Source organism: Serratia sp. AS12 (assembly GCF_000214195.1).
Lineage (GTDB): Bacteria > Pseudomonadota > Gammaproteobacteria > Enterobacterales > Enterobacteriaceae > Serratia > Serratia plymuthica.
This window is the reverse complement of record NC_015566.1, coordinates 625,202-648,530: the sequence shown is the minus strand read 5'-3', so window position 1 is coordinate 648,530 and position 23,329 is coordinate 625,202. Positions and strand designations below refer to the sequence as shown.

The following is a 23,329-nucleotide window of genomic DNA, read 5'->3' as shown; positions in this document are numbered from 1 at the left end:
GCCAGTTTATCACCCGATAGTGCGCGTATACACTGTGTTCGTTCCCCCCATGCCCTCTATCAAACCCAGTAAACGAGGAAATTTAATGAGCATATCTCACCGGGCCGCCGGGCAACCGGCAAGCGTCCCAAGGCCCTGGCTGGCGGTATTTTCAATCGGGCTCGCCACATTTTCCGTCGTCACCACCGAAATGTTACCCGTCGGCCTGTTAAATCCCATTGCGGATACGCTAAACGCCACGGTTGGCCGGGCGGGCCTGATGATTTCATTGCCGGCCCTACTGGCCGCCTTTTTTGCTCCACTGGTTGTTCTCGCCTCCGGAGGGATTAACCGCAGGACGATCCTCCGCTGGCTTCTGGTGTTGCTGATTGCGGCTAATATTGCTTCGGCCACGGCAGCCAGCATGAACGGGCTGTTGGCCGCCCGCGTCATCGTCGGTTTCTGCATGGGCGGGATTTGGGCCATTGCCGGGGGCATTGCGGGGCGGTTGGTACCGCAAGCTTCCCTTGGTCTGGCGATGTCGATAATTTTTGGCGGCGTCGCGGCCGCTTCGGTATTAGGCGTGCCCTTAGGGGCATTTATGGGTGATGCATTCGGCTGGCGTACCGCCTTTCTGGCGATGGCTCTTTTAGCTCTGCTGGCGCTAATCTTGCTCATCAGATCGTTCCCATCGGTGCCTGCGGAACAGGCTGTCACTTTAGGGCAATTCGCCGAACAACTGGCAAACCCAAAGCTACTTGCGGGGCTCCTAGTGACAGTCCTGTTGGTCGCCGGCCATTTCACGGCTTTCACCTTTATTCGACCGCTGCTGCAGACGGTATCCCATTTTGACGACAACTGGATTGGCCCGCTGCTGTTCGCCTACGGCCTCGCCGGCATTGCCGGGAATTTTCTTGCCGGCAGCGCAGCGGCAAAACACCTTCGCCCGACGCTGGCGCTGATCGCCCTCGGGCTAACTGCCGCCGTCATCCTGTTTTCCTGGTGGGGAGCAACCGCCGTCGGCGGCGGTCTTATTACCCTGCTGTGGGGGCTTGCCTATGGCGGGGTTTCCGTCTCGCTGATGACCTGGATGATGATCGCCGCCCCCCGGTCAATCGAGGTCGCCACGTCTCTCTATATCGCCACCTTTAATATCGGCATTTCTCTCGGCGCCGTAACAGGAGGGCAACTTGTCGATAAATATGGTCTGGTAACCAACGCCCTGATGGCCGGCGCCACCACAGGTCTGGCATTGCTGGTTATCGCGAGGGTAAAAATCAGGGCTGAACCTACACCCTGATGGCAACCTGCGGCCCGCCGCTGCCCGAGCCGGCGGGCCGTGGGTCTAGCGGCGGCGCTGCTGCATGCCGTAGACAAACACCACGGCAAAGCACAGCAACGGCAGCAGGTACGACAGCGCCGTACTGTACCTGTCCGCCAGCGCCCCCATAAAGTAAGGCATGATGGCGCCGCCGACGATCGCCATGATCATAAAGGAACTGGCGCGCTTGGTGTGTTTACCCATATTTTTCACCCCCAGGGCGAAAATGGTCGGGAACATGATCGACATAAAGAAGAACACGCCAATCAGCGCCACCACCGAGATCCCGTCGATACTGAGCATCACCACGCCGCACAGCAGAATATTGATCAGCGAGTAAAGCATCAGCAGCGTGGCGGGTTTCACTCTGCCCATTAACCAGGTACTGAAGAAGCGCCCGATCATAAAGCAAATCATGGCGATGGAGAGCAGGTAGGAAGCGCTCTGGTTGGAAACGTCGCTCCAGTGTTTGGTGGCGTAGTTAATAAAGAACGCCCCCACGCCGACCTGCGCCGCCACGTAGAAGAACTGGGTTATCACCCCGCCGACAAAGTGTTTGTGCTGCCACAACCCATGCGCGATTTCGCCCTGTTCCGGCTGCTCTTCCTCACGGATATCCGGCAGCCGGGTGCGGCTGAACAGCAAGGCAATCAGCAGCACCAGCGCGGCGATCGCCACATAAGTCACCTTCACCGCGCTCTGGTCACCGCCGCTTGCCCCCTGGGTTGCGGAGAAAAACAGCGTACCGCCGATCATCGGCCCGATGAACTGCCCCAGGCCGTTAAAAGACTGGGCGAGGTTGAGCCGCCGTTCCGCGCCCTGCGTATCGCCCAGCACCGTAGCGTAAGGGTTGGCCGCGGTTTCCAGGCAACCCAGGCCGCAGGCAATGACAAACAGCGCAAACAGGAAGGCGCCGAAGCTGTTGGCGGAGGCCGCCGGTACAAACAACAGCGCCCCCAGCGCATACAGGCACAGCCCCACCAGAATGCCAGCCTTGTAACCTTTCCTATCCATAAAATAGCCGGCGGGCAGCGCCACCAGGAAATAAGCGCCGAAATACGCCGCCTGCAATAACCCCGACTGCGCCTTGGTCACGTGCAGTGTTTCCTGAAAGTGTTTATTCAATACGTCCAACAGGCCATACGACAGCCCCCACATAAAGAACAGGCTGGTGACCAGGATAAAGGCCCAGCGTAAATTGGAGGTCGCCTTGACGCCCAGCTGTGGCGGGGCCGCACTTTTTTCAGCAAGCATTGATATATCCTCGGGTAGGTAATGAGATGTTGTTATTGCTGTTGCAAAGAGAATATCCGCTCCATCGCCACCCATTTTTCGCCCTGCGGCGTCCAGGGGGTAGCCACCTGGTATTTCCACATCAGGGCTTCCCAGCGCTGCACATGGGGACTGCTCAGACCGGCGGCGTCAAACCGCCCGGCATCGAACGCGGTGCTGACCTCGACGATCATGAACAGCCGGGTGCCCAGCCGGTAAATCTCCATATCCAGGATGCCGTGCTCACGCAGATGTTCGGCAATTTCCGGCCAGATGCGTTGGTGGTGGCGCTGATACTCCTCAATCAGCGCCGGTGAATCGACCAGATCGAGCGCCTGACAAAAGCGCCGCGGCAACCCCGCAGAGCCGCTCATGTGAGCGCCCGATCAAGGTGCAGGTAACCGCCGTCCACCGACAGCCACTGCCCGGTGGTGTGCGACGATCGCGACGAGATCAAAAACACCACGGTGTTGGCGATTTCCTGCGGCGTGGTCATCCGCTGTTCGAACGGAATGCGCGCGGTAATTTTCTCAAGCTGCCGCTCCGGCTGTTCGAAGGTATTGATCCAGCGCTGATACTGCGGCGTGATCACTTCCGCTGGTACTGCGGCATTGACTCGCACTCCGTCATGGCGCAGCGACACCGCCCACTCGCGCGTCAACGCCAGTACCGCCCCCTTGGCGGCGGTATAACCGCTGGTGCCACCCTGCCCGCTGAGCGCAGTTTTGGAGGCGATGTTGACGATGGCCCCCGTGCTGCTTTGCAACGCCTGCTGGCACAGGTGCGCCATCAGATAGTAATGAATCAGGTTTTTCTCCAGCGATCCGACAAACGCCTCTCGCCCCGCCTCCAGCCCGACACCGTCGTTCACCCCGGCGTTATTCACCAACCCGTCGAGGCGGCCGAAGGTTGCCAGGGTTTGCTCCACGGCTCGCCGGCAGTCGTTTTCTTCACAGAGATCGGTGATGATCACTTCGCTCTGCGGCTGCAACCGGCGCAGTGCCGTCAGGAAATCCGCCTCCGGGGCCGCGTTGGTGACAATCACCGGAATAGCCCCTTCTTCCGCCAGCAGGCGGGAAATGGCCGCGCCGATGCCGGAACCGCCGCCGGTGACAATCACCACCTTCTCGTTCAGATACAAATCCATCACTCAACTCCGTTAATTCGTCGCTAGCCCATAGCCAGGCTGTACACGCGGCTGGCAGTGCCGCCCCAAATTGCCGCCTGCTGTGCAGGGCTCAGCGTGGCGACAGCCTGTTCGCACAGGTGATAAACCTGGCCGTAATCACCGGCCAGCAAACACACCGGCCAATCGGAGCCGAACATCAGCCGCTGCGGGCCGAACGCCTCCAGCGCCGCCTCAAAAAACGGCAACAGCTGCTGCGCCTGCCAACCGCCGCCGGGCGCTTCGGTAATCAACCCTGACAGCTTGCAGGCTACGTGGGGCAACGCCGCCAACGGTTTGATTTGCTGCGCCCAATGCTGCGCGCCACGGGCAATATCCGGCTTGCCGAGATGATCCAACACCAACCAGTAATCGTCGTGCCGGGCGGCAAACTGCGCCGCAGCCGCCAGATCCCGGTGGGTGACCAGAATGTCGTAGACATAACCGTGCCGCTGCAGCGTCTGCATGCCGCACCGCACCGCCTGCCGCTCCAGCCAGGCCGCCGGTTGTGGCTCATCCTGAACCAGATGACGCAGGCCGCGCAGCAGCGGCTGTTGGCGCAGTTCATCAAGCCGCTGCGGCAGCTGTGGCGAGGCAATGTCCAGCCAGCCCACCACGCCGGATACGCCACGGCTTTGCTGCACCTGCGCCAGCAGCGTCTGGGTTTCCTGCTCGCACTGGCGGGCCTGCACCACCAGCGCGCCGTCGAAACCGTGGCGTTCCAGCAGCGGTTCGAGCTGCGCCGGGCCGTAGTCCTGGCGCAGCACCGCCATCTGTTCGCTAATCCACGGATAACTCCGCGGTCGGTAGCGCCAGTAGTGTTGGTGAGCGTCGATGCGCAGCATGCCGTGCTCCCGCCTCAACCGCGAAACCGGTACTGTTCGATCGACGCAGGGTGCATCTCGATCGAATACCCAGGATGTTGCGGCGGCATGTAGGCTGCACCCCGGATGTCGCAAGGATGAATAAAATGCTCATGCAGGTGGTCAACGTATTCGATCACTCGCCCGTCGTGGGTACCGGCGATGCACAGGTAGTCGATCATCGACAGATGCTGCACGTATTCGCACAACCCCACGCCACCGGCATGCGGGCACACCGGCAGGTTGTATTTCGCCGCCATCAGCATCACCGCCAACACCTCGTTGACCCCGCCAAGGCGGCAGGCGTCGATCTGCACCACGTCAATCGCCCCGCGCATGATGAACTGCTTGAACATAATGCGGTTCTGGCACATCTCGCCGGTGGCGACCTTGACCGGATGGATCCCTTCGCGGATGCGGCGATGCCCCTCAACGTCGTCCGGGCTGGTCGGTTCTTCGATAAACCAGGGTTTGGCGAACGCCAGGTGCTTCACCCACGGAATGGCGTCGTTAACTTCCCACACCTGGTTGGCGTCGATCATCAGTTGGCGCTCGGGGCCGATCACCTCGCGGGCGATACGCACGCGGCGGATATCGTCTTCCAGGTCACGGCCCACTTTCAGCTTCAGGTAGGAGAAACCGGCGTCGACCGCTTCCTGACACAGCCGACGCAGCTTGTCATCCGGGTAACCCAACCAGCCGGCGGAGGTGGTGTAGCACGGATAGCCTTCCTCCAGCAGCCGCGCCAGACGCTGTTCTTTCCCCTCGGCCCGCTGCTTCAGCAGGTTGAGCGCCTCCTGCGGCGTAATGCAGTCGGTGATGTAACGGAAATCGATGCAGCGCACCAGTTCCTCCGGCGTCATCTCCGCCACCAGCCGCCACACCGGTTTGCCCACGGATTTGGCCCACAGATCCCATACCGCATTCACCACCGCCCCGGTCGCCAGGTGAATCGCGCCCTTGTCCGGCCCAATCCAGCGCAGTTGGCTGTCGCCGGTAAAACGCCGCCAAAACGCGCCCATGTCGGCGGTGATATCCTCAAGCCGAACGCCGACAATCTGATGCTCCAGCGCGCGGATCGCCGCGCAGCAGATCTCGTTGCCGCGGCCGATGGTAAAGGTCAGCCCGTGGCCGCGCAGATCGGCGTGGTCGGTCTCCAGGATCACGTACGCCGCCGAATAGTCCGGATCCGGATTCATCGCGTCGGATCCGTCCAGCCCCAGCGACGTGGGGAAACGAATATCTTCAACCCGCAGTGCGGTAATCGTCGTCATGGTGCGGCTCCCCATCAGGCCTGTACGGTTGTTTGACGCTGTTCACCCAATCCCTCGATACCCAGACGCATCGTCTGCCCGGCCTTCAGGTAGATGGGCTGCGGCTTCTGCCCCATGCCCACGCCCGGTGGCGTACCGGTGGAAATCACATCACCCGGCTGCAGGCTCATAAAGCGGCTCAGGTAGCTGATGATGTGCGGAATGCGGAAGATCATGGTGCCGGTGTTGCCGTCCTGATAGCGTTTGCCGTCCACCTCCAGCCACAGGTTCAGGCGGTGAGGGTCGGCAATTTCATCGGCGGTTACCAGCCAGGGGCCGGTGGGGCCGAAGGTGTCGCAGCCTTTGCCCTTGTCCCAGGTGCCGCCGCGTTCAATCTGGAATTCACGCTCGGAAACGTCGTTAATGACGCAATAGCCGGCGACGTGGCGCAGGGCATCCTGCTCACTGATATAACGCCCGCCCTGGCCGATGATCACGCCCAGCTCCACTTCCCAGTCGGTTTTGACCGAATCGCGCGGAATTTGCACGTCGTCGTTTGGCCCCACCACCGCGCTGGTCCATTTGCTGAACACCACAGGTTCGTCGGGGATCGCCGCACCGGTTTCCGCCGCGTGATCGGCGTAATTGAGGCCAATGCAGATAAACTTGCCGATCTGGCCGACGCACGGCCCCAGGCGCGGTTGCCCCTCGACCAGCGGCAGTTGGTTGATATCCAAGGCACGCAGCTTTTCCAGTGACGCCGGCAGCAGCGCCTCACCGCTGACATCGACGATATGCTGCGAAAGGTCGCGGATCTGGCCGTTATTGTCCAACACCCCTGGGCGCTCCTGCCCCGGTGCGCCATAGCGTAAAAGTTTCATAGATTCCTCAATCCTCCGTAGAAGCGCCTTCGGCGAAGCCGCAAAAAATAAAAATCAGTTGCTCCAGCCGCCGTCGATGATCTGCACCGTGCCGGTGGTATAAGAACTGGCGTCCGAGGCCAGATACAGCGCCAACTGGGCGATCTCGGCGGTGGTGCCGATGCGGCCAATCGGCTGGCGGGCGACGAACGCCTGATACACCTCTTCCTCGCTGCGCCCCTGTTCACGCGCCTGCTCGGCAATGCGCTGGCGCAGCGACGGCGACTCCACCGTGCCGGGGCAGATGGCGTTACAGCGAATGCCCTGGGTAACGTAATCCGCCGCCACCGAACGCGTCAGGCCGATCACCGCCGCCTTGGTGGTGCTGTAAGCAAAGCGGTTCGGCACCCCTTTTACGCTCGAGGCGACCGAAGACATATTGATAATCGAGCCGTTTTTACGCGCCAGCATGCCGGGCAGGAAGGCGCGGATCATGCGGAACATCGCCGTCACGTTAAGCTCGTTGGCGAACGCCCACTGCGCTTCACTGCACGCCAGAATCGACCCGCTGTGCACCACGCCCGCGCAGTTAAACAACACGTCGACGGGCCCGAGGGTTTCCGCCGCCGCGGCTATTGCGGCCGGGTCGGTCACGTCGAGCGTCAGCGCCTGAATGCCGGGCAGCCCCTGCAGTTGGCCGGTGTTGATATCGGTGGCGATCACTTCAGCGCCCGCCTCGGCGAACAGCCTGGCGGTGCTGAAGCCGATCCCCTGTCCGGCGGCGGTGATCAGTACGCGTTTCCCGGTTAAATTCATTTTTGCCCCTTGGCCTAAAGGTCCAATGGTCAGGCCATTAAAGGCAGTTAAAGGTCAGGCCTTTAACATGACAAAAGACGCTTTACGCGTTATCGTTTGGTGAGAATGTTATGAGACACAGTTAAAACAGCATTTTGATTAACCAACTTTTTACACTTGATTAACCATTACTCAAGTGGATTGACTAATAACTGTGCGCTGAATCACTTATCGCTAAACAGCTCAAGGTAACCCATGCCCATTACCCGACTGGAAAATCCTCGTATTTACAGGCAGATAGCCGATCAATTAAAGCGGCTCATCGAAAACAACGAATTCCCCCCGGGCAGCCGCCTGCCGTCCGAGCGGGATCTGGCCCAGCAGTTACAGGTTAGCCGCGCTTCGGTACGCGAGGCGCTGATCGCGCTGGAAGTGATTGGCCTGGTCGACGTGAAAGTCGGTAACGGGGTAATCGTTCGGGCGCAGGCGCCGATTTTGGCCTCGCAGGAACCGGTAATGGCGCAGGCCGGGCGCGACCAATGGGCGGAAATCGATGATGAACTGAATATCGAGCTGGATTTTAACGCCGAGTTGCCGCCGTTTTCGCTGCTGCAAACCCGCTTGTTGATCGAACCGGAAACCGCCGCACTGGCGGCGCGCCATGCCACTGACGAAGAGCTGGCGGGCATTCGGGCGGCCTATGAGCAAAACTGCCGCGATAACCGTGCCGGATCGGCCACCCACCCCGGCGACCGGCTGTTCCATATCCGCATTGCCCAGGCCAGCGGCAACCCGGCCTACGCGTTCGTTATCGGCCACCTGCTCGGCCACCGCTACGGCAGCATGTTCCGCGTGCTGCAACGTCACTATACGCCGGACGATATGCCACACCGTTCAGAACAGGAACATAGGGCGATCCTGGAGGCGATCGAGGCGCGTGACGTGCGCGGCGCACGCAAGGCCATGAAAGCGCATCTGGATGAAGTGATCGCCATCTTTACCCGCGCGCAATAGGCCGTTTCGGTACGGCAGGGGCCAGGGTAAAAATTTTTGACGGACCGCTCTTTTTTCCACATGCAGCAGGGGCCAAGGCACATTACACTGGCAGCACATTGCACCCTATGGCTTTCAAGATGCAGCAAGCGCAGGTAACGGCGCTGCAGCTTGAAAGACTACGGGTATAGGCCGTGTTACGCCACGGCCCGGGCCCTCTCCCTGCAGCCTTTTAACATGGATAACGATCGTTGAAGAACTCTTTCCGCGCTTCATTGCTGGCGCTGAGCCTGTGCGCCGCGCCACTGGCCGCTCAAGCCGCCGACCCGCAACTGGCCTCGCAAATCGTCGACCAGTATGCCGAACACATTTTCTTCAACAGCGGCGCCACCGGCATGGCGCTGGTGGTGATTGATAACAATCAGGTGGTTAACCGCAGCTTTGGCGATACCAAGCCGGGCAACGATCTGCGCCCGCGCCCGGATTCGCTGATCCGCATCGCCTCGATCACCAAGCTGATGACCAGCGAAGTGATGGTCAAAATGGCGGCGGAAGGTCGGGTCAAGCTGACCGATCCGCTGCGAAAATACGCCCCGCAGGGCGCCTCCGTGCCGGCCTATAATTCGCGACAGCCCATCACCTTGCTGAGCCTGGCGACTCACACCAGCTCGCTGCCGCGCGAACAACCGGGCCAAAAACCGGCGAAAACGCCGGTGTTCACCTGGCCGACCAAGGCACAGCGCTGGCAGTGGCTCGAACATGCCAACGTCACAGTGCCGCCGGGCGTGCGCGCCGCCTATTCCAACCTGGCCTATGATCTGCTGGCGGATGCTTTGTCGCGGGCGGCAAACAAACCCTACAGCGCCCTGCTGCGCGAAAAAATCACCGCGCCGCTCGGCATGGTCGACACCACCCTCACCCCCAGCGCCGAACAGTGCTCGCGCCTGATGGTGGCGGCCGCCGGGCCAAGCGCCTGCCGCGACACCACCGCAGCAGGCGGCAGCGGCGGGGTTTATTCCACCCCGCGCGACATGCAGCGTTGGATGCAACAGTTCCTCTCTTCCAACACCGCCGGCGCACGCAAATCGACGGCGGCCAGCGAACAAACCATGTACTTCCAGCGCAACGATCTGGTGTCGCTGAAAGGCATGGACGTGCCGGGTGAAGCGAGCGCGTTGGGATTGGGTTGGGTATATATGGCGCCGAAGGACGGCCTGCCGGGCATTATTCAGAAAACCGGCGGCGGCGGCGGCTTTATTACCTATATGGCGATGATCCCGCAGAAAAATATCGGCGTCTTCGTGGTGGTAACCCGTTCAGAACTGACCAAATTCACCAATATGAGCGATCCGGTTAACCGGCTGGTGGGGGATTTGGCCGCCAACAAAAGCTAGCGCCGCCGAGTGAATGTCGGGGCGAGCAGGCTCGCCCCGACAACACTCACGCCAGGGTCATTTCGTGTATCACCGGGTGGAAGTTGCGTTTGAAGTAGATCAGGCCGTTACCGGCGGCGTTCACCAGGATCTGGCGGATCTGCACCAGATACACCTGATGGGTGCCGATGCTCTGGATCTGCGCGATCTCCCCTTCCAGGCTGGCCAGCGTATTGCGCAGGACCGGCTGGCCCAACGGCCCACTTTGCCACTCCTCCAGCCGGAAGCGCTCCTCCATGCTGACGTCGGTCATGCCGGCGAAATGGCGCGCCATCAGCTCCTGTTCATGGTTCAACACGTTGACGCACAGCCGCTGATTCTCCTGGAAGACCGGGTTCATCGCGCTGTTGCGGTTAATGCATACCAGCAGCGTCGGCGGCGTATCGGTCACCGAGCAGACCGCCGTGGCGGTGATGCCGCAGCGCCCCGCCGGGCCGTCGGTAGTCACAATATTCACCGCAGCAGACAGGTTGGCCATGGCGTCGCGAAACCGCAGACGGTGTTCATTTTCCTGAGACATACAACCCTCCTCCTGAATTACTTCAGCAGATTATCCAGCTGATTAATATCGCCATTGTTATGCAGGTGCGGCACTTTCCAGCCGTGCTGATCGTAATCGGACAGGCACTTGTCGACCATCTGCATCATCTGATCCATGGTGCCGGATCCCTGCGCGTGGCGCAGACACTGCAGGCGGATCTCATCCTGACTGCCGGCATAGTTGATCTCATACAGCTCATGACGGCCGCCGAACTCGCTGCCGATCGCATCCCACATCAGCTTGAGGATCTTGATGCGCTCAACGTGATCCATCCCATCGGATCCGCGCACGTAGCGAGCCAGGTATTTGTCGATCTCCGGGTTGTTCATGTCGCGCACGCTGGACGGCAGATAAATCAGCCCGCTGGTGACGTTCTTTTCGATGATGTGCTTCACCTTGGTGTAGGCCATCGGCGCCATCACGCGGTAGGTCTGCAACGCGGCGGAATCCGGCAGATAGGCGCCGTTTTCCCATTTTGTGGACTCCGCGCACATCGCATCGCTCAGCGACCAGAACAGGTTGCGCCAGGCCACCACTTCGCCGAGATCGGCCTGCACGCCGCGGAACTCCAGCACGCCGGTGCAGGACAGGCTCTTTTGCAGCAGCGCGGTGATAAAGTCCATCTTCACCGCCAAACGCACGCAGGCCTGCAGCGGGAACAACCGGGCGAAGCCGCCCTGGGTGCTCCAACGGCGACAACGATCGAAATCGCGGTAGATCAGCACGTTTTCCCAGGGGATCAGCACGTGATCCATAATCAGGATTGCATCGTTCTCGTCAAAACGGCTCGAGAGCGGGTAATCGAACGGCGATCCGGTCGCGCCGGCCACCAGCTCATAGGAGGCGCGGGAGATAAGCTTCACCCCTTCGGCGTCCATCGGCGCCACAAACATCAGCGCAAAATCCGGGTTATCGCCCATCACCTGGGCGGAGCCGAAGCCGATAAAGTTGTAGTGGGTCAGCGCCGAGTTGGTCGCCACCACCTTGGCGCCGCTGACGATAATGCCGGCGTCGGTCTCTTTCTCCACCTGGATGTAAACGTCTTTCACTTCGTTGACCGGTTTGTGGCGGTCAATCGGCGGATTGACGATGGCGTGGTTAAAGTACAGACCGGTTTCCTGAATGCGTTTGTACCAATGGCGGGCATTATCGGCGAACTGCCCGTAAAACTCCGGATAGGCCCCCAAAGCGCAGCCGAAGGCCGCCTTGTAGTCCGGGGTGCGCCCCATCCAGCCGTAGGTCTGGCGCGACCAGTCGGCGATGGCGTCACGCTGTTGGCGCATTTCTTCCGGGCTGCGAGCGTAGCGGAAGAACTTGTGGGTGTAGCCGCCGTTGCCGGTGTCGGTATTCCAGCACAGGCGATCCTGGCTGACCGGATCGTGCAGCGCGTCGTACAATTGGCCGACCGAAGCCGCCGCATTGCGGAACGCCGGGTGGGTGGTGACGTCCTTCACCCGCTCGCCGTAAATATAGATTTCGCGGCCATCCTGCAGGCTTTTCAGGTACTCGGCGCCGGTGAACGGGCGTTTGCTGTCGGCACGAAAGTCTTCTGGTTTCATTTAAGTCTTCCTCGTAATCGGCATTTTTCAGACCCTGGACTCGGTCATTTGTTAAATTCATGTTTCTTTTTGGTTGCTTAATTGAAGCTGCCAACGCCGATTTCGAGAAGAGACTTTTGCGGCAATCGCCGGTACTTTTCAGGCGGATTGGCCGCAATGGCTGCGAATTGTGATCCAGGTTACGAAAGGGGATGTTGTGCGGCGCGGTAGGTCGAAGGCGAGCAGCCTTCCAGACGATTGAAAAAACGGGCGAAATAGGCCGGGTCCTTGAACCCGAGGCTATAAGCGGTCTCATGCACGCTACAGGCGCTGAACAGCAGCATGCGCTTGGCTTCGCGCAGCAACCTGTCGAAGATCAGCCGTTTGGGGGGCTGGTTGGCGAAGCGGCGGCACAGATCGTTTAGCCGTGATTCGGTCACTCCCAACGCCTGCGCATAGTCCGGCACCGGCAGGTGGTCGCGGAAGCGTTCATCCACCATTTTATTGAAACGCTGGAACAATTTCAGTTCGCCGCGCACCCCGCTGGTGGCGGTATCTTCCAACGCGGCATTACGCAACAGCAGGGTAAACACCGCTTGCGCCAGTAGCGCCAGAGTCTGCTCGCGGCCGGCCAGTTGCTGGCCGAATTCACGGCGGATCAGCGCCCAGTAATGGCTCAGCGCCGTCAACTCCTGCGGGGCGTCCGCCATCGACAGACAGATGCCCGGCATATCGAGCGCCAGATTGCTGCCGGGGTACAGCCGCTCCAGCAGCGGCCAAATCAGCTCCTGGCGCACCGTCAGCACGTGGCCGTCACTGATCGGCTCGGTGAAGAACGCATGCGGCACCGAGGGCGGCGTCAGGATAAACAGCGGCGCCTGCACCGAATAGTGCTGGCTGTCCAGCTGCAGCTCAATCTTGCCGGTCTCCAGAAAATGCACCTGGAAGAAACGGTCGTGCCAGTGCACCTGCATGTCGCGGCCAAAAAACGCCGCCAGCCCGGCGAAGGTTTCGTAATGCACCTCATCGGTGGCGTAGCGCGCATCGTACTCTTTGCAGATGTCGATATTGGCGATAAAACCGGTACTTTTCTGCACATCATCCTCCCTCAGCGATGAGATCGGTAAAATAGCCTAATATCAGGCTTATGGCGTGGCCCGCGGACGCGAGCCTTGCATCGGAATGCGCCAGACGATCAACGCCCCGATGACCAACAGCGCCGCCACGAAATAGAGCCCGGCGTTGAAACTGCCGGTCAGATCCTTAAACCAACCGATCAACAGCGGGCTGACCGCCGATCCTATATTGCCGGTGGCGTTGATCACCGCGATCCCGATCGCGCGCGCCTCCAGGCTGATGGATTGATCCGGCGTGGTCCAGAAGATCGCCATCGCGGTGAAAGACCCTACCGAAGCCATGACGATCCCCAGCAGTTGGATCAGGCTGTGATCGGTGGCGGAAGCCAGCAGCCAACCGGCGGCGGCAAACAGGTACGGCAGCGCGGTATGGTGTTTACGCTCCTGCAGGCGATCCGATCGTTTGCTCCACCACACCATGCCGGCGATGGTGCAGATCTGCGGGATCGCCGCCAGAATGCCGATCACGATATTGCTGCTGCCCTGATTGAAGCTCTGCAGGATCTGCGGCGTCCAGATGTTGATGGCGCTCAGGGTGTTGGTCAGGCAAAAATAGGCCAACGTGTACATCAGTACGATCGGGGTGAACACCTCACGCCACAGGCTGCGCTGCTGCATCGCCCGGTGGCTGCGCGGCCCGTTGGGCTGCACCAGTTGCAGCTTGTCGGCGTCCATCATCGCCTTCAGGCTGGCTTTTTCTTCGTCGGTCAACCACCTGGCCTTGGCCGGCGTATCGTCGAGATAGAACCACACCACCACGCCCAGCAACACCGAAGGAATGCCTTCCAGCAGGAACAGCCATTGCCAGCCCTTGAGGTTCATCACCCCGTCCAGCGCCAAAATGTAACCCGATACCAGGGAACCTATAGCCATGGTCACCGGCATGGCGATCATGAACAGCGCGTTGGCGCGGGCGCGGTAAAACGCCGGGAACCAGTAGGTGAGATACACCAGAATGCCGGGCAGGAAACCGGCTTCGGTGATGCCGACGATCATGCGCAGCACGTACAGGCTGGTCGGGCCGGTGGCGAACAACGTGCAGGTCGAAGCGATGCCCCACAGCACCATGATTGTAGCGATCCAGCGCCGCGCGCCGACGATCCCGAGCATGATATTGCTGGGAATGCCGAAGACAACATAGGTGACGTAAAACAGCGTCGCCGCCAGGCCAAACATGGTCGAACTGAGGCCGAGATCCTTGCCCATCGTCAGCCCGGCGAAACCGATGTTGATGCGGTCGAGGAAAGAGAAAACAAACAGCACGAACAGGAAAATAATCAGTCGCCGAAACAGCTTTTTAATCACCGATTGCTCGGCGGCGGTTAACGCTTTATGTTGCTGCGCCGGGTTGACCGGCGGCAGCGAATCGACGTTGCTCATGGTGGCTCCGATAGGGTTGTGTCCGGTAACATAGGCTGTGCCCCTTAATTGCGTGAGCGCCGCTGGCGATCAATTAAGGGATACGGCCTAATAAACGCCCGGGGATGGCGGTGGCGCCGGCGGCAGATCCTGTTTAAAACGGCTCGCCAGGGATTCCGCCGCACGCGCCAGCAAGGTGGTGTCCACCCCAACGGCGACAAACAGCGCGCCGGAGGCCAGGTAATGCTGCGCCAGCTGCGGATTAGCCATCAGAATGCCTGGCGCTTTACCGGCCGCGCTGATGCGCGCGATGGCGTCGTCAATGGTGCGTTGCACGTCGGGGTGCTGCGGATTGCCGGCAAACCCCATGTCGGCGCACAGATCCGCCGGGCCGATAAACACCCCGTCGACGCCTTCCACCTGCAAAATAGCATCCAGATTTTTCACCGCCTCGCGGGTCTCGATCTGCACCAGCACGCACATCTGCGCATCGGCCTGCTGCAGATAATCCGGCACCCGATTCCAGCGAGAAGCCCGCGCCAGCGCACTGCCGACGCCACGTACGCCGTGCGGCGGATAACGGGTGGCTCGCACCGCCTCGCGCGCTTGTTCGGCATTCTGAATCATCGGGATCAGCAGGGTTTGCGCACCGACGTCCAGCAGTTGTTTGATGATCACTGCATCGTTCCACGGCGGGCGCACCACCGGGTGGCTCGGGTAAGGCGCTATCGCCTGCAACTGGCCCAGCACCGTCTGCACGTTGTTGGGCGCGTGTTCGCCGTCGATCAGCAACCAGTCGAAACCGGCGCCGGCCAACAGTTCCGCGCTGTAACTGCTGCACAGACCCAGCCACAGGCCAATCTGCGGGCGCTTTTCCTGCAATGCCCGTTTGAAATGGTTGGTAAACATTGAACCCCCTTAAACGAACCGGCAGCTGATACAGCCCATCGGGCCATAATCGACGTGGAAGGTATCGCCGCGCCGCGCGGGCACCGGCCGGGTAAAGGAACCGCCGAGGATCACCTGGCCGGCCTCCAGCTCTACGTCATACGGGAACAGCTTGTTGGCCAACCAGGCGACGCCGTTGGCCGGGTGGTTGAGCACCGCCGCCGCCACCCCGGACTCTTCGATCACCCCGTTGCGGTACAGCAACGCGCTGATCCAACGCAGGTCCAGCGCGTCCGGTTTGATCGGCCGGCCGCCCATCACCACCCCGGCATTGGCGGCATTATCGGAAATGGTGTCGAACACCTTGCGCGGCCGCTGGGTCTGCGGATCGACGTTATGGCTGCGCGCATCAATGATCTCCAGCGCCGGAATGACGTAATCGGTGGCGTTGTACACGTCGAACAGCGTGCAGTTCGGCCCGCGCAGCGGTTTGGCCAACACGAACGCCAGCTCCACCTCGACGCGCGGCACGATAAAACGATCGACTGGAATGTCGCTGCCGTCGTTGAAGAACATGTCGTCCAGCAGCGCTCCGAAATCCGGTTCGGTGATCTGCGAGCTGACCTGCATGGCGCGCGAGGTCAGGCCGATCTTATGGCCCTTCAGCGTACGGCCTTCGGCGATCTTCAGCGCCACCCACTGCCGCTGAATGGCATAAGCGTCTTCAAGGGTGATCTCGGGATGATCCAGCGACAGCGCGCGGATCTGTTCGCGGCTCTGTTCCGCCTGGTGCAAGCGCTGCACGGTGCGGCTAATCAGCTCTTTATCCAACATTTACGGCCCCTTACTCTTTGCGAAATAGCGCATGGACATTGTTCTGCTTGTAATTCAGCACCGGATCCAGCTCTTCAAGGGTGAAGGACAGCGCCAGATAACGGCTGGCCATCAACGCGGCAAAGTGTTCCTTGATCAGCGCGAACAGCATCTCGCCGACCTGCTCGCGGCTTTCCAGACTGCGGCCATGGCCGATTTTCAACGTCATGTGCACGAAAGCGTAATCCTGCTTGCCGTCGGCCATCTGCCAGGTGTCCAGCCAGAGGGCACGGCTGCGTACCCCGGCCAGCGGGAAGATGCCGGTGTCCGCCAGCGCCTGATTGACCCTGGCGAACAGGGCGGGAAGATCGGCCTCTTCGCGGATGTTGTTGGTGCATTCAGCATAAAAATGCGGCATAGCAATCTCCAAACGGCGAATTTACGCGGGCAAGCCGCCCGCGCGGCGGTGGTTACAGGGTGTTGCCGAGCTTGAAGCCTTTTTCCTTGTCGCCCTCGCGGGTGTAGGAAAAACCATCGGCACCGATGGTGACGGCCATTTCACTTGGCGCACTGCGTTCGATAACCGGCTGCGGCCGGCCGTCGAGATCCAACACTAGCGATCCCTCGGTGTACCAGCTCGGCACCACCGGGTTGCCCCACCAGTCGCGGCGCTGGTTGTCGTGCACATCCCAGGTCACGGTCGGGTTATCAGGATCGCCGGTGTAGTAATCCTGGGTATAGATCTCCACCCGGTGGCCATCGGGATCGCGCAAGTAGAGATAGAAGGCGTTGGAGACGCCGTGGCGGCCGGGGCCGCGTTCGATCAAATCGGATTTACGCAGCGCGCCAAGCTTGTCGCAAATGGCCAGAATGTTGTGCTTTTCATGGGTGGCGAAGGCGATATGGTGCATGCGCGGCCCGGCCCCGCCGGTCATCGCGGTATCATGCACCGTGGCTTTGCGACGCATCCAGGCGGCGTAAACCACGCCGTTTTCATCGCGGATATCTTCCGTCACGCGGAAACCCAGCCCCTGGATGTATTCCACGGCTCGCGGGACGTCGGGCGTAATTTGGTTAAAGTGATCGAGGCGCACCAGCGCGCCCGGCGTGTAGAGATCGTAACGCCAGGCCAGGCGTTCGACGTGCTGCACGTCGTAGAAAAACTCGTACGGAAAGCCGAGCGGATCTTCAACCCGCACCGAATCGCCGATGCCTTTGACGAAGCCCTTCACCCGGCGCTCGGTGCGGCAGCCCAAGGCGTTGAAATAGGCTTCGGCGCGGTCGACGTCTTCCGGCGTGCGCACGCGGAAAGCAAAGGCCGCAACGGCGGCCACCGGGCCTTCGCGCAGCACCAGGTTATGGTGAATAAACTCTTCCATCGAACGCAGGTACAGGGTTTTCTCATCCTCGGCGGTGACCACCAGGCCAAGGATGTCGACGTAGAATTCGCGCGCCGCTTTAAGGTTGGTTACCTGAATTTCCATATAGGCACAGCGCACAACGTCGGGAGCAGGGACAGCATGGGTGGTAAGTTTTGTCGTCATCGTTCTCATCTCTTTCGTTTTTGTTGTGGCCTGAGGCTTAGACGCCCCATTTCGGGATGGGGTGATCACCCATGGAAATACAGACGTTCTTCATCTCGGCGAACACCTCAAAGCTGTATTCCCCACCTTCGCGGCCGGTGCCGGAGGATTTCACGCCACCGAACGGCTGGCGCAAATCGCGTACGTTTTGGGTGTTGACGAAAACCATGCCCGCTTCAATATTGCGGGCCAGACGCAGAACCTTGCTCACATCCTGCGTCCAGATGTAGGACGCCAGGCCGTACTCCACGTCGTTGGCCATGCGCAGGCCGTCTTCTTCCGATTTGAACGGCAGCAGGCAGGCCACCGGCCCGAAAATCTCCTCCTGCGCAATACGCATCCGGTTGTCGACATCCGCCAGCACCGTCGGGCGCAGGAAGTTGCCGTGGCTCAGCCCGGCCGGCTTATCCGGGCCACCCGCCAACAGCGTCGCCCCTTCTTCCAGCCCGAGACGGATATAGCCAGAGACTTTTTCCCAGTGCTGCGGGCTGATCAATGCCCCCACCTGGGTGTTGGGATCCTGCGGATCGCCCACGCGCAGGCGGTTGGCGCGCTCGGCGAAACGTTTGACGAATTCCGGGTAGATGCTCTCCTGAATAAAGATGCGCGAACCGGCGGTGCAGCGTTCACCGTTGATCGAGAAGATGGTGAACAGCGCGGCGTCCAGCGCGCGTTCGATGTCCGCATCCTCAAAAATCAGCACCGGCGATTTGCCGCCCAGCTCCATAGAGAATTTCTTCAACCCGGCGCTTTCAATGATACGGCGGCCGGTGGCGGTACCGCCGGTGAAGGACACGGCGCGTACGTCTTTATGGCGCACCAGCGCGTCGCCGGCGGTAGCGCCGTAGCCCTGCACCACATTGAGCACCCCGGCCGGGATGCCGGCTTCCAGCGCCAGTTCGCCCAGGCGATCGGCGGTCAACGGCGACAGCTCGGACATTTTCAGCACCGCAGTGTTGCCCAGCGCCAGGCAGGGTGCGGTTTTCCAGGTGGCGGTCATAAAGGGCACGTTCCACGGCGACACCAGCGCGCACACGCCAACCGGCTGAATCAGCGTGTAGTTGAGCATCTTGTCGTCCACCGGGTAGGTGCGGCCGTTCATCTGCTGGCAGATTTCGGCGAAAAACTCGAAGTTGTGTGAGGCCCGCGGGATCAGCACGTTTTTGGTCTGGTGGATCGGCAGGCCGGTATCGGCGGTTTCCAGCTCGGCGATCTGCGGCACGTTCTCGTCAATCAGCTCGCCCAGACGGCGCATCAGGCGCGCGCGCTCTTTCATCGGCGTATTGGCCCATTTCGGGAACGCGGCCTTGGCGGCGGCCACCGCCTGCTCGATCTCCAGTTGCCCACCGGACGCCACCTCCGCCAGCACCTCGCCGTTGGCCGGGTTGGTGGTGGTGAAATACTCCTTACTGGCGACGTTCTTGCCGTTGATCCAATGGTTGATGGTTTTCATCGCAGGCTCTCCTCGTAATCTTTTTCACTGATGATGTGGTTAACCAGACGGCCGATGCCCTCGATTTCCACTACCACCTCGTCGCCCGGCTGCACGTCGGCCAGCCCTTTCGGCGTGCCGGTGGCGATCATGTCGCCCGGTTGCAGCGTCATAAATTCGCTCAGGTAGGCGATCAGGAACGGGATATCGAAAATCATGTCGGCGGTGCTGCCGCGCTGGCGCAGCTCGCCGTTGACGTAGGTGCTGAGCGCCAGGCGGTGCGGATCGGCGATATCATCGCGATCGACGATGTACGGCCCGATCGGCGTCAGCGTGTCGCGGCTTTTCACCCGCAGGTTCGGGCGGTAATAATTTTCCAGATAGTCACGGATGGCGTAGTCGTTGCACAGCGTGTAACCCGCCACGTATTCCATAGCCTGTTCGCGGCTGACGTTGCGGGCGGTTTTACCGATCACCGCCACCAGCTCGGCCTCATAGTGCATGTACTCCACGCCGGCCGGGCGTACCGATACCTGGCGGTGGCCGGTCAGGGTGTTCGGCGCTTTCAGGAACACCAGCGGCTCTTCCGGCGCCTTGAATTCCAGCTCGCTGGCATGGTCGGCGTAGTTGAGGCCAAGGGCAAACACCGTGCCCTGCGCCGGTGGCAGCCACTCGGCGTCCCGTTCCTGCAATACAGTGCCGTCCGGCAAGGTAACGCACAGCTGGTCATCCACGCGGGCGTTAACAATCTGGCCATGATGGCGAATACGGGCGTGTCTCATGTTAAGTCTCCTGCCTGCGTCACGCGGTTGGTCAGGGTGGGCAGACCGGCGGCGCGCACCGTCACTTCATCCCCCGGTTTGATCTCCACCCGCTGGTGCGGGGTGCCAATCAGCACCGCGTCGCCCGGTTGCAGGGTAATAAAATCGCTGATAGCGGCGATCAGTTCAGGCACCGAGCGCACCAGATCGGCCGTTGACCAGCGATCCTGCTCCACGCCGTTGATTTCGGTGACGATCTCAAGCTGGCCGGTTGCCGACAGCTGGCCGATATCCCCCAGCGGGCAAAAACCGTCGCGACACTTCGCCTTGATCGCCGGGCGGTAGAAGCTGCTTTCCGGCAGGCTGACGTCGTTGGCCAGCGCATAGCCCGCCAGATAGTCCGCCACCCGCTCGGCCGGTACCTTGCGGGCGGTATCGCCGATCACCACCGCCAGCGTAGCGCCGCTCTGCACCTTCTCACCGGCCGGGAACGGGATCGCCCCGCCGTTGGCGAGGTGGGTATTGCGCGGTTTGATAAACCACACCGGGGTCTTGGGCGGGGTGTTATAGGGCGGCTCATGGAACGCCTGATCCCAGGCGTCAATCTGGCTACGGTGGTTCAACGCGACGGAAAATACAGTGCCTTTCATGCAAACTCCTCTCGTGACAGAACATGACAACCGGCATTCATTAATATATTAACGATTAGTTTTATACGCTGTTTACGATTTACGCAACGCGGTTGGATTGATTTGTGATCCTGATAACAAAATATTCACAACTGCGGAACATTTGCGTTATTACTCAAAGGATTAATCGTTTTTTGGCGTATTTTCACCCGCCAGCCGCTTTTTCGCTTTATACGTTGGGGTAAATCTGGCTATTATTAAGTTATTAATAAATCAGGCCTGGCAGGGGCGTACTCTATTGCGCTCGTGGGCTCAGCATGCTGGGCTCCCAGAATCAGGGCCGACATACCGAACACCTTGACAGTAAAGGCCAAATCTATGCATGAATCCTTAACCATTGCCCTGTTGCAGGCGCGTGAAACCGCCATGGGGTTTTTCCGCCCGATCCTGAAAAGCCACAATCTGACGGAACAGCAGTGGCGCATCATCCGCGTGCTGGCCAACAGCCGTTCGATTGAATTCCACGAACTGGCGGCGGAGACCTGCATCCTGCGCCCCAGCCTGACCGGCATTTTGTCGCGCATGGAGCGCGATAAGCTGATTTTCCGCCTGAAGCCGGTCAACGATCAGCGCAAGCTGTACGTTTCGCTGACCCAGCCGGGCCAGGAGCTGTACGACGTGGCACGCCATCAGGTGGAACAGGGTTACCGCGAAATTGAAGCCGCGTTTTCGCAGCAGAAGATGGATCAACTGATGACGTTGCTGGACGAGCTGATCACCCTGGGCGACAAACTGCCGGCCAACGTGACGGCCCATCCCACCCAGAAATGATTCAATGAATCGGCATCCTCAAATGAATGGGCGTTGCAGCTAAATAGCTGTGTTTAATACCGCTACACCCTAAGCTTGAGGTTGGTGGGAGTCATGACAGGTTTAGCCGACCGTTGAGCGCAGGGATGCGCGATACGAGCCCCCAGGGACGGGTTCACGGCGCGTCGGCGTTCTGCATGACCCCACCTGCAGCACTATTCGGCGCAGCTATTTAGGCGGCCAAGGCGTAAATCCCCAGGAGCTTACTCAAGTAAGTGACTGGGGTGCGCGCCTGCAGCCAACCACGCTGCAGCGTCAAGTAAGAAGAGAATTCGCTTCCGGCAGCAGTGCGCCGCCGTCCACCACCAGCGTCTGGCCGGTGATATAAGCCGCCGCCGGCGAGGCGAGAAACACCATCGCCGCAGCGATGTCTTCCGGCTCCCCCAGCCGCCCGAGCGGGACGGCGGCGGCAATCGCCTGATTGACTGCCGCGCCGCCCAAATTGGCCATCGCCGGCGTGCGGATCATCCCCGGCTCCACGCCGTTAACCCGAATGCCCACCGGTGCCAACTCCAGCGCCGCCGCGCGAATAAACCCGTTCACGCCCGCCTTTGAAGCGGCGTAGTGTGCCAGCCCCGGATAAGCCACCCGCGGCCCGGTCACCGACGAGGTCACCAGCATGCAGCCGCCCAGGCGGCGCATCCACGGCAGCGCCGCCTGGGCCAGAAAGAACGGCGCCATCAGATTAACGCTCAGCGTGCGTTGCAACAGCGGGGCATCAATGTCGGCAAACGGCGTCAGCGGGAAGTAGGCCGCATTGTGGACAACCACGTCCAGCCGCCGATACTGCTCCCCCACAGCCGCGACCCGTTCGGCAATCTGCGCCACGTCGGCCACATCGCAGGCCACGGCCTGCACCCGCCAACCTTGCCGTTGCAAAGTCTCCGCCGCGTCCTGCGCCTTGCGCAGTTGCAGATCGGCCATCACCACCGTTGCGCCCAGGCGGGCAAAGGCGCTGACAATCGCCAGCCCGATACCCTGAGCGCCACCGGTCACCAACACCACCTGGCCGCTGAAGGCATCGGCCGCATAGGTTGCGTTCATCGGCTACCCCCTGGGATGGCGAGTGGTGTTCAGCACCTGCGCATGAGCGCCCACCGCAAAATTGCTCAGTGCGCTGAAGTCGCTGCCCTGATAGCCGAGGATCTTGCCGTCGGTACGCATCGCCTGCAGATCGATCATCACCACGCCCAGCGTCGGCACGATCTTCTCGCGCCACACGAACAGGTAAAGCTGCTCGGCAACTTTCACGTAATGACAACGATCGACGTCCGCCAGCCCTTTCTCTACGCCGTCCAGACACTGCCAGGCGTAAAAATTGTCGTTCAGGTAGATGTGCTCGTAACGTTCGGTCGGGCTGTAGGTGTACATATTGCGCATGCCGATCAATTCGTCGGTGAAATGCGGCAACGCGGCCGCCGCATTATCCAGCGTGCCGAAGCGGAATTCGGCGTTGACCGCCGTGAGCGGCAACCCTTGTTCGACGCGGCTAAAAGCATCCAACCGGGTTTGCCGTTCATCCGGCAATTGGCCGTACACCAGGGTGAAATTGCCCTGATTGCGATCGCACACCAGCGTCATGCTGGCGTTGTCTTGTGAAGGATCGAGAAAATCGATAAACAAAATGCCGGAGCGAATGCTGGTGGCACGATAAGCGATACCTGCGCGCGCCCCCCAGCTCAGCATTTGATCATCGGTAAAATGGCACTTCAGCGTTTCACCCTCGGCAAAACGCAGCGTCAGCGTGCTGCCGCTCAGCCCGAGCTGCCGTTCCAGCGTGTTGCTGTGCGGCGCAAAACCTTCCGCCAGTGCGCCAACCTGAATAAATACCGCCTCTGTACTCAT

Annotated in this window: 24 protein-coding genes; 4 read left to right on the top strand and 20 right to left on the bottom strand. The window is 60.6% G+C overall.

The window, feature by feature from the left end; translation table 11 throughout:
* Nucleotides 1–85: 85 nt before the first annotated feature.
* A complete protein-coding gene (locus tag SERAS12_RS02965) occupies nt 86–1,279 on the top strand; it encodes an MFS transporter (protein WP_013811408.1) in 1,194 nt (397 codons plus the stop codon).
* Between the two features lie 45 nt (nt 1,280–1,324).
* On the opposite strand, the gene fucP is transcribed toward SERAS12_RS02965, so the two are convergent.
* The 7 genes from fucP to SERAS12_RS02930 are packed head-to-tail and all read right to left on the bottom strand — an operon-like array spanning nt 1,325 to nt 7,529.
* Entirely contained in the window at nt 1,325–2,554 is a 1,230-nt protein-coding gene (fucP, locus tag SERAS12_RS02960; protein ID WP_013811407.1) for an L-fucose:H+ symporter permease, read from the bottom strand.
* Between the two features lie 32 nt (nt 2,555–2,586).
* Entirely contained in the window at nt 2,587–2,946 is a 360-nt protein-coding gene (locus SERAS12_RS02955; RefSeq protein ID WP_013811406.1) for an L-rhamnose mutarotase, read from the bottom strand.
* Nucleotides 2,943–3,719, bottom strand: coding sequence for an SDR family oxidoreductase (locus tag SERAS12_RS02950; protein ID WP_013811405.1), 777 nt, complete (start codon nt 3,717–3,719; stop codon nt 2,943–2,945). The genes SERAS12_RS02955 and SERAS12_RS02950 overlap by 4 nt, the downstream gene beginning before the upstream one ends.
* 23 nt (nt 3,720–3,742) lie before the next feature.
* Nucleotides 3,743–4,582 carry an amidohydrolase gene (locus SERAS12_RS02945; RefSeq protein ID WP_013811404.1) on the bottom strand — a complete coding sequence of 280 codons (840 nt, stop codon included), beginning with the start codon at nt 4,580–4,582 and terminating at the stop codon, nt 3,743–3,745.
* Between the two features lie 14 nt (nt 4,583–4,596).
* The gene (locus tag SERAS12_RS02940; RefSeq protein ID WP_013811403.1) at nt 4,597–5,874 is read right to left on the bottom strand and encodes an L-fuconate dehydratase; all 1,278 of its coding nucleotides are present in this window, start codon (nt 5,872–5,874) and stop codon (nt 4,597–4,599) included.
* Between the two features lie 14 nt (nt 5,875–5,888).
* Nucleotides 5,889–6,734 (bottom strand): fumarylacetoacetate hydrolase family protein, encoded by an 846-nt coding sequence (locus SERAS12_RS02935; RefSeq protein ID WP_013811402.1) that lies wholly within the window; start codon nt 6,732–6,734, stop codon nt 5,889–5,891.
* Nucleotides 6,735–6,788: 54 nt separating this feature from the next.
* Nucleotides 6,789–7,529 carry an SDR family oxidoreductase gene (locus SERAS12_RS02930; RefSeq protein WP_013811401.1) on the bottom strand — a complete coding sequence of 247 codons (741 nt, stop codon included), beginning with the start codon at nt 7,527–7,529 and terminating at the stop codon, nt 6,789–6,791.
* 234 nt (nt 7,530–7,763) lie between these two features.
* Here SERAS12_RS02930 and SERAS12_RS02925 point away from each other — a divergent pair, with 234 nt between their 5' ends.
* Both SERAS12_RS02925 and ampH read left to right on the top strand, forming a co-directional pair.
* Nucleotides 7,764–8,522, top strand: a complete 759-nt coding sequence (locus SERAS12_RS02925; protein WP_004949875.1) for a FadR/GntR family transcriptional regulator — start codon at nt 7,764–7,766, stop codon at nt 8,520–8,522.
* 230 nt (nt 8,523–8,752) lie between these two features.
* On the top strand, nt 8,753–9,895 hold the full coding sequence (ampH, locus tag SERAS12_RS02920) for a D-alanyl-D-alanine-carboxypeptidase/endopeptidase AmpH (protein WP_013811400.1): 1,143 nt from the start codon (nt 8,753–8,755) through the stop codon (nt 9,893–9,895).
* 46 nt (nt 9,896–9,941) lie between these two features.
* Here ampH and hpaC read toward each other — a convergent pair whose 3' ends face one another.
* The 11 genes from hpaC to SERAS12_RS02865 form a co-directional block, all read right to left on the bottom strand.
* Nucleotides 9,942–10,454, bottom strand: coding sequence for a 4-hydroxyphenylacetate 3-monooxygenase, reductase component (hpaC, locus tag SERAS12_RS02915; RefSeq protein WP_013811399.1), 513 nt, complete (start codon nt 10,452–10,454; stop codon nt 9,942–9,944).
* Nucleotides 10,455–10,471: 17 nt separating this feature from the next.
* The gene (gene hpaB, locus SERAS12_RS02910; protein ID WP_004949871.1) at nt 10,472–12,034 is read right to left on the bottom strand and encodes a 4-hydroxyphenylacetate 3-monooxygenase, oxygenase component; all 1,563 of its coding nucleotides are present in this window, start codon (nt 12,032–12,034) and stop codon (nt 10,472–10,474) included.
* 179 nt (nt 12,035–12,213) lie between these two features.
* Nucleotides 12,214–13,110 (bottom strand): 4-hydroxyphenylacetate catabolism regulatory protein HpaA, encoded by an 897-nt coding sequence (gene hpaA / locus SERAS12_RS02905; RefSeq protein WP_013811398.1) that lies wholly within the window; start codon nt 13,108–13,110, stop codon nt 12,214–12,216.
* Between the two features lie 48 nt (nt 13,111–13,158).
* The gene (gene hpaX / locus SERAS12_RS02900; protein ID WP_013811397.1) at nt 13,159–14,529 is read right to left on the bottom strand and encodes a 4-hydroxyphenylacetate permease; all 1,371 of its coding nucleotides are present in this window, start codon (nt 14,527–14,529) and stop codon (nt 13,159–13,161) included.
* An 87-nt stretch (nt 14,530–14,616) separates the two neighbouring features.
* Nucleotides 14,617–15,417: a 4-hydroxy-2-oxoheptanedioate aldolase gene (hpaI, locus tag SERAS12_RS02895; RefSeq protein WP_013811396.1), complete on the bottom strand. Its 801-nt coding sequence runs from the start codon at nt 15,415–15,417 to the stop codon at nt 14,617–14,619.
* 9 nt (nt 15,418–15,426) lie between these two features.
* Entirely contained in the window at nt 15,427–16,230 is an 804-nt protein-coding gene (hpaH, locus tag SERAS12_RS02890) for a 2-oxo-hept-4-ene-1,7-dioate hydratase (protein WP_013811395.1), read from the bottom strand.
* A gap of 10 nt (nt 16,231–16,240) precedes the next feature.
* Complete coding sequence (locus SERAS12_RS02885; RefSeq protein WP_013811394.1) at nt 16,241–16,627, bottom strand: 5-carboxymethyl-2-hydroxymuconate Delta-isomerase; 387 nt, start codon at nt 16,625–16,627, stop codon at nt 16,241–16,243.
* Nucleotides 16,628–16,679: 52 nt separating this feature from the next.
* On the bottom strand, nt 16,680–17,753 hold the full coding sequence (hpaD, locus tag SERAS12_RS02880; RefSeq protein WP_013811393.1) for a 3,4-dihydroxyphenylacetate 2,3-dioxygenase: 1,074 nt from the start codon (nt 17,751–17,753) through the stop codon (nt 16,680–16,682).
* 37 nt (nt 17,754–17,790) lie between these two features.
* On the bottom strand, nt 17,791–19,245 hold the full coding sequence (gene hpaE, locus SERAS12_RS02875; protein WP_013811392.1) for a 5-carboxymethyl-2-hydroxymuconate semialdehyde dehydrogenase: 1,455 nt from the start codon (nt 19,243–19,245) through the stop codon (nt 17,791–17,793).
* The gene (locus SERAS12_RS02870; protein WP_013811391.1) at nt 19,242–20,006 is read right to left on the bottom strand and encodes a fumarylacetoacetate hydrolase family protein; all 765 of its coding nucleotides are present in this window, start codon (nt 20,004–20,006) and stop codon (nt 19,242–19,244) included. Before SERAS12_RS02870 ends, hpaE begins: the two co-directional genes overlap by 4 nt.
* On the bottom strand, nt 20,003–20,635 hold the full coding sequence (locus tag SERAS12_RS02865; protein WP_013811390.1) for a fumarylacetoacetate hydrolase family protein: 633 nt from the start codon (nt 20,633–20,635) through the stop codon (nt 20,003–20,005). Before SERAS12_RS02865 ends, SERAS12_RS02870 begins: the two co-directional genes overlap by 4 nt.
* A gap of 357 nt (nt 20,636–20,992) precedes the next feature.
* Here SERAS12_RS02865 and hpaR point away from each other — a divergent pair, with 357 nt between their 5' ends.
* Nucleotides 20,993–21,445 (top strand): homoprotocatechuate degradation operon regulator HpaR, encoded by a 453-nt coding sequence (hpaR, locus tag SERAS12_RS02860; protein WP_013811389.1) that lies wholly within the window; start codon nt 20,993–20,995, stop codon nt 21,443–21,445.
* A 294-nt stretch (nt 21,446–21,739) separates the two neighbouring features.
* Here the strand turns inward: hpaR and SERAS12_RS02855 are convergent, their stop codons facing one another.
* On the bottom strand, nt 21,740–22,528 hold the full coding sequence (locus tag SERAS12_RS02855; protein ID WP_013811388.1) for an SDR family oxidoreductase: 789 nt from the start codon (nt 22,526–22,528) through the stop codon (nt 21,740–21,742).
* Nucleotides 22,529–22,531: 3 nt separating this feature from the next.
* On the bottom strand, nt 22,532–23,329 hold the full coding sequence (locus SERAS12_RS02850) for a MoaF C-terminal domain-containing protein (protein WP_013811387.1): 798 nt from the start codon (nt 23,327–23,329) through the stop codon (nt 22,532–22,534).

What these genes read in the sequence shown, in the direction of transcription:
- SERAS12_RS02865 (WP_013811390.1), bottom strand. Translation starts at nt 20,635, where the DNA reads ATGAAAGGCACTGTATTTTCCGTCGCGTTGAACCACCGTAGCCAGATT.
- SERAS12_RS02955 (WP_013811406.1), bottom strand. Translation starts at nt 2,946, where the DNA reads ATGAGCGGCTCTGCGGGGTTGCCGCGGCGCTTTTGTCAGGCGCTCGAT.
- SERAS12_RS02885 (WP_013811394.1), bottom strand. Translation starts at nt 16,627, where the DNA reads ATGCCGCATTTTTATGCTGAATGCACCAACAACATCCGCGAAGAGGCC.
- SERAS12_RS02945 (WP_013811404.1), bottom strand. Translation starts at nt 4,582, where the DNA reads ATGCTGCGCATCGACGCTCACCAACACTACTGGCGCTACCGACCGCGG.
- SERAS12_RS02850 (WP_013811387.1), bottom strand. Translation starts at nt 23,329, where the DNA reads ATGAGTACAGAGGCGGTATTTATTCAGGTTGGCGCACTGGCGGAAGGT.
- SERAS12_RS02940 (WP_013811403.1), bottom strand. Translation starts at nt 5,874, where the DNA reads ATGACGACGATTACCGCACTGCGGGTTGAAGATATTCGTTTCCCCACG.
- hpaE (WP_013811392.1), bottom strand. Translation starts at nt 19,245, where the DNA reads ATGAAAACCATCAACCATTGGATCAACGGCAAGAACGTCGCCAGTAAG.
- hpaH (WP_013811395.1), bottom strand. Translation starts at nt 16,230, where the DNA reads ATGTTGGATAAAGAGCTGATTAGCCGCACCGTGCAGCGCTTGCACCAG.
- hpaB (WP_004949871.1), bottom strand. Translation starts at nt 12,034, where the DNA reads ATGAAACCAGAAGACTTTCGTGCCGACAGCAAACGCCCGTTCACCGGC.
- fucP (WP_013811407.1), bottom strand. Translation starts at nt 2,554, where the DNA reads ATGCTTGCTGAAAAAAGTGCGGCCCCGCCACAGCTGGGCGTCAAGGCG.
- hpaD (WP_013811393.1), bottom strand. Translation starts at nt 17,753, where the DNA reads ATGACGACAAAACTTACCACCCATGCTGTCCCTGCTCCCGACGTTGTG.
- SERAS12_RS02855 (WP_013811388.1), bottom strand. Translation starts at nt 22,528, where the DNA reads ATGAACGCAACCTATGCGGCCGATGCCTTCAGCGGCCAGGTGGTGTTG.
- SERAS12_RS02935 (WP_013811402.1), bottom strand. Translation starts at nt 6,734, where the DNA reads ATGAAACTTTTACGCTATGGCGCACCGGGGCAGGAGCGCCCAGGGGTG.
- SERAS12_RS02965 (WP_013811408.1), top strand. Translation starts at nt 86, where the DNA reads ATGAGCATATCTCACCGGGCCGCCGGGCAACCGGCAAGCGTCCCAAGG.
- hpaX (WP_013811397.1), bottom strand. Translation starts at nt 14,529, where the DNA reads ATGAGCAACGTCGATTCGCTGCCGCCGGTCAACCCGGCGCAGCAACAT.
- SERAS12_RS02925 (WP_004949875.1), top strand. Translation starts at nt 7,764, where the DNA reads ATGCCCATTACCCGACTGGAAAATCCTCGTATTTACAGGCAGATAGCC.
- hpaI (WP_013811396.1), bottom strand. Translation starts at nt 15,417, where the DNA reads ATGTTTACCAACCATTTCAAACGGGCATTGCAGGAAAAGCGCCCGCAG.
- SERAS12_RS02870 (WP_013811391.1), bottom strand. Translation starts at nt 20,006, where the DNA reads ATGAGACACGCCCGTATTCGCCATCATGGCCAGATTGTTAACGCCCGC.
- SERAS12_RS02950 (WP_013811405.1), bottom strand. Translation starts at nt 3,719, where the DNA reads ATGGATTTGTATCTGAACGAGAAGGTGGTGATTGTCACCGGCGGCGGT.
- hpaC (WP_013811399.1), bottom strand. Translation starts at nt 10,454, where the DNA reads ATGTCTCAGGAAAATGAACACCGTCTGCGGTTTCGCGACGCCATGGCC.
- SERAS12_RS02930 (WP_013811401.1), bottom strand. Translation starts at nt 7,529, where the DNA reads ATGAATTTAACCGGGAAACGCGTACTGATCACCGCCGCCGGACAGGGG.
- hpaR (WP_013811389.1), top strand. Translation starts at nt 20,993, where the DNA reads ATGCATGAATCCTTAACCATTGCCCTGTTGCAGGCGCGTGAAACCGCC.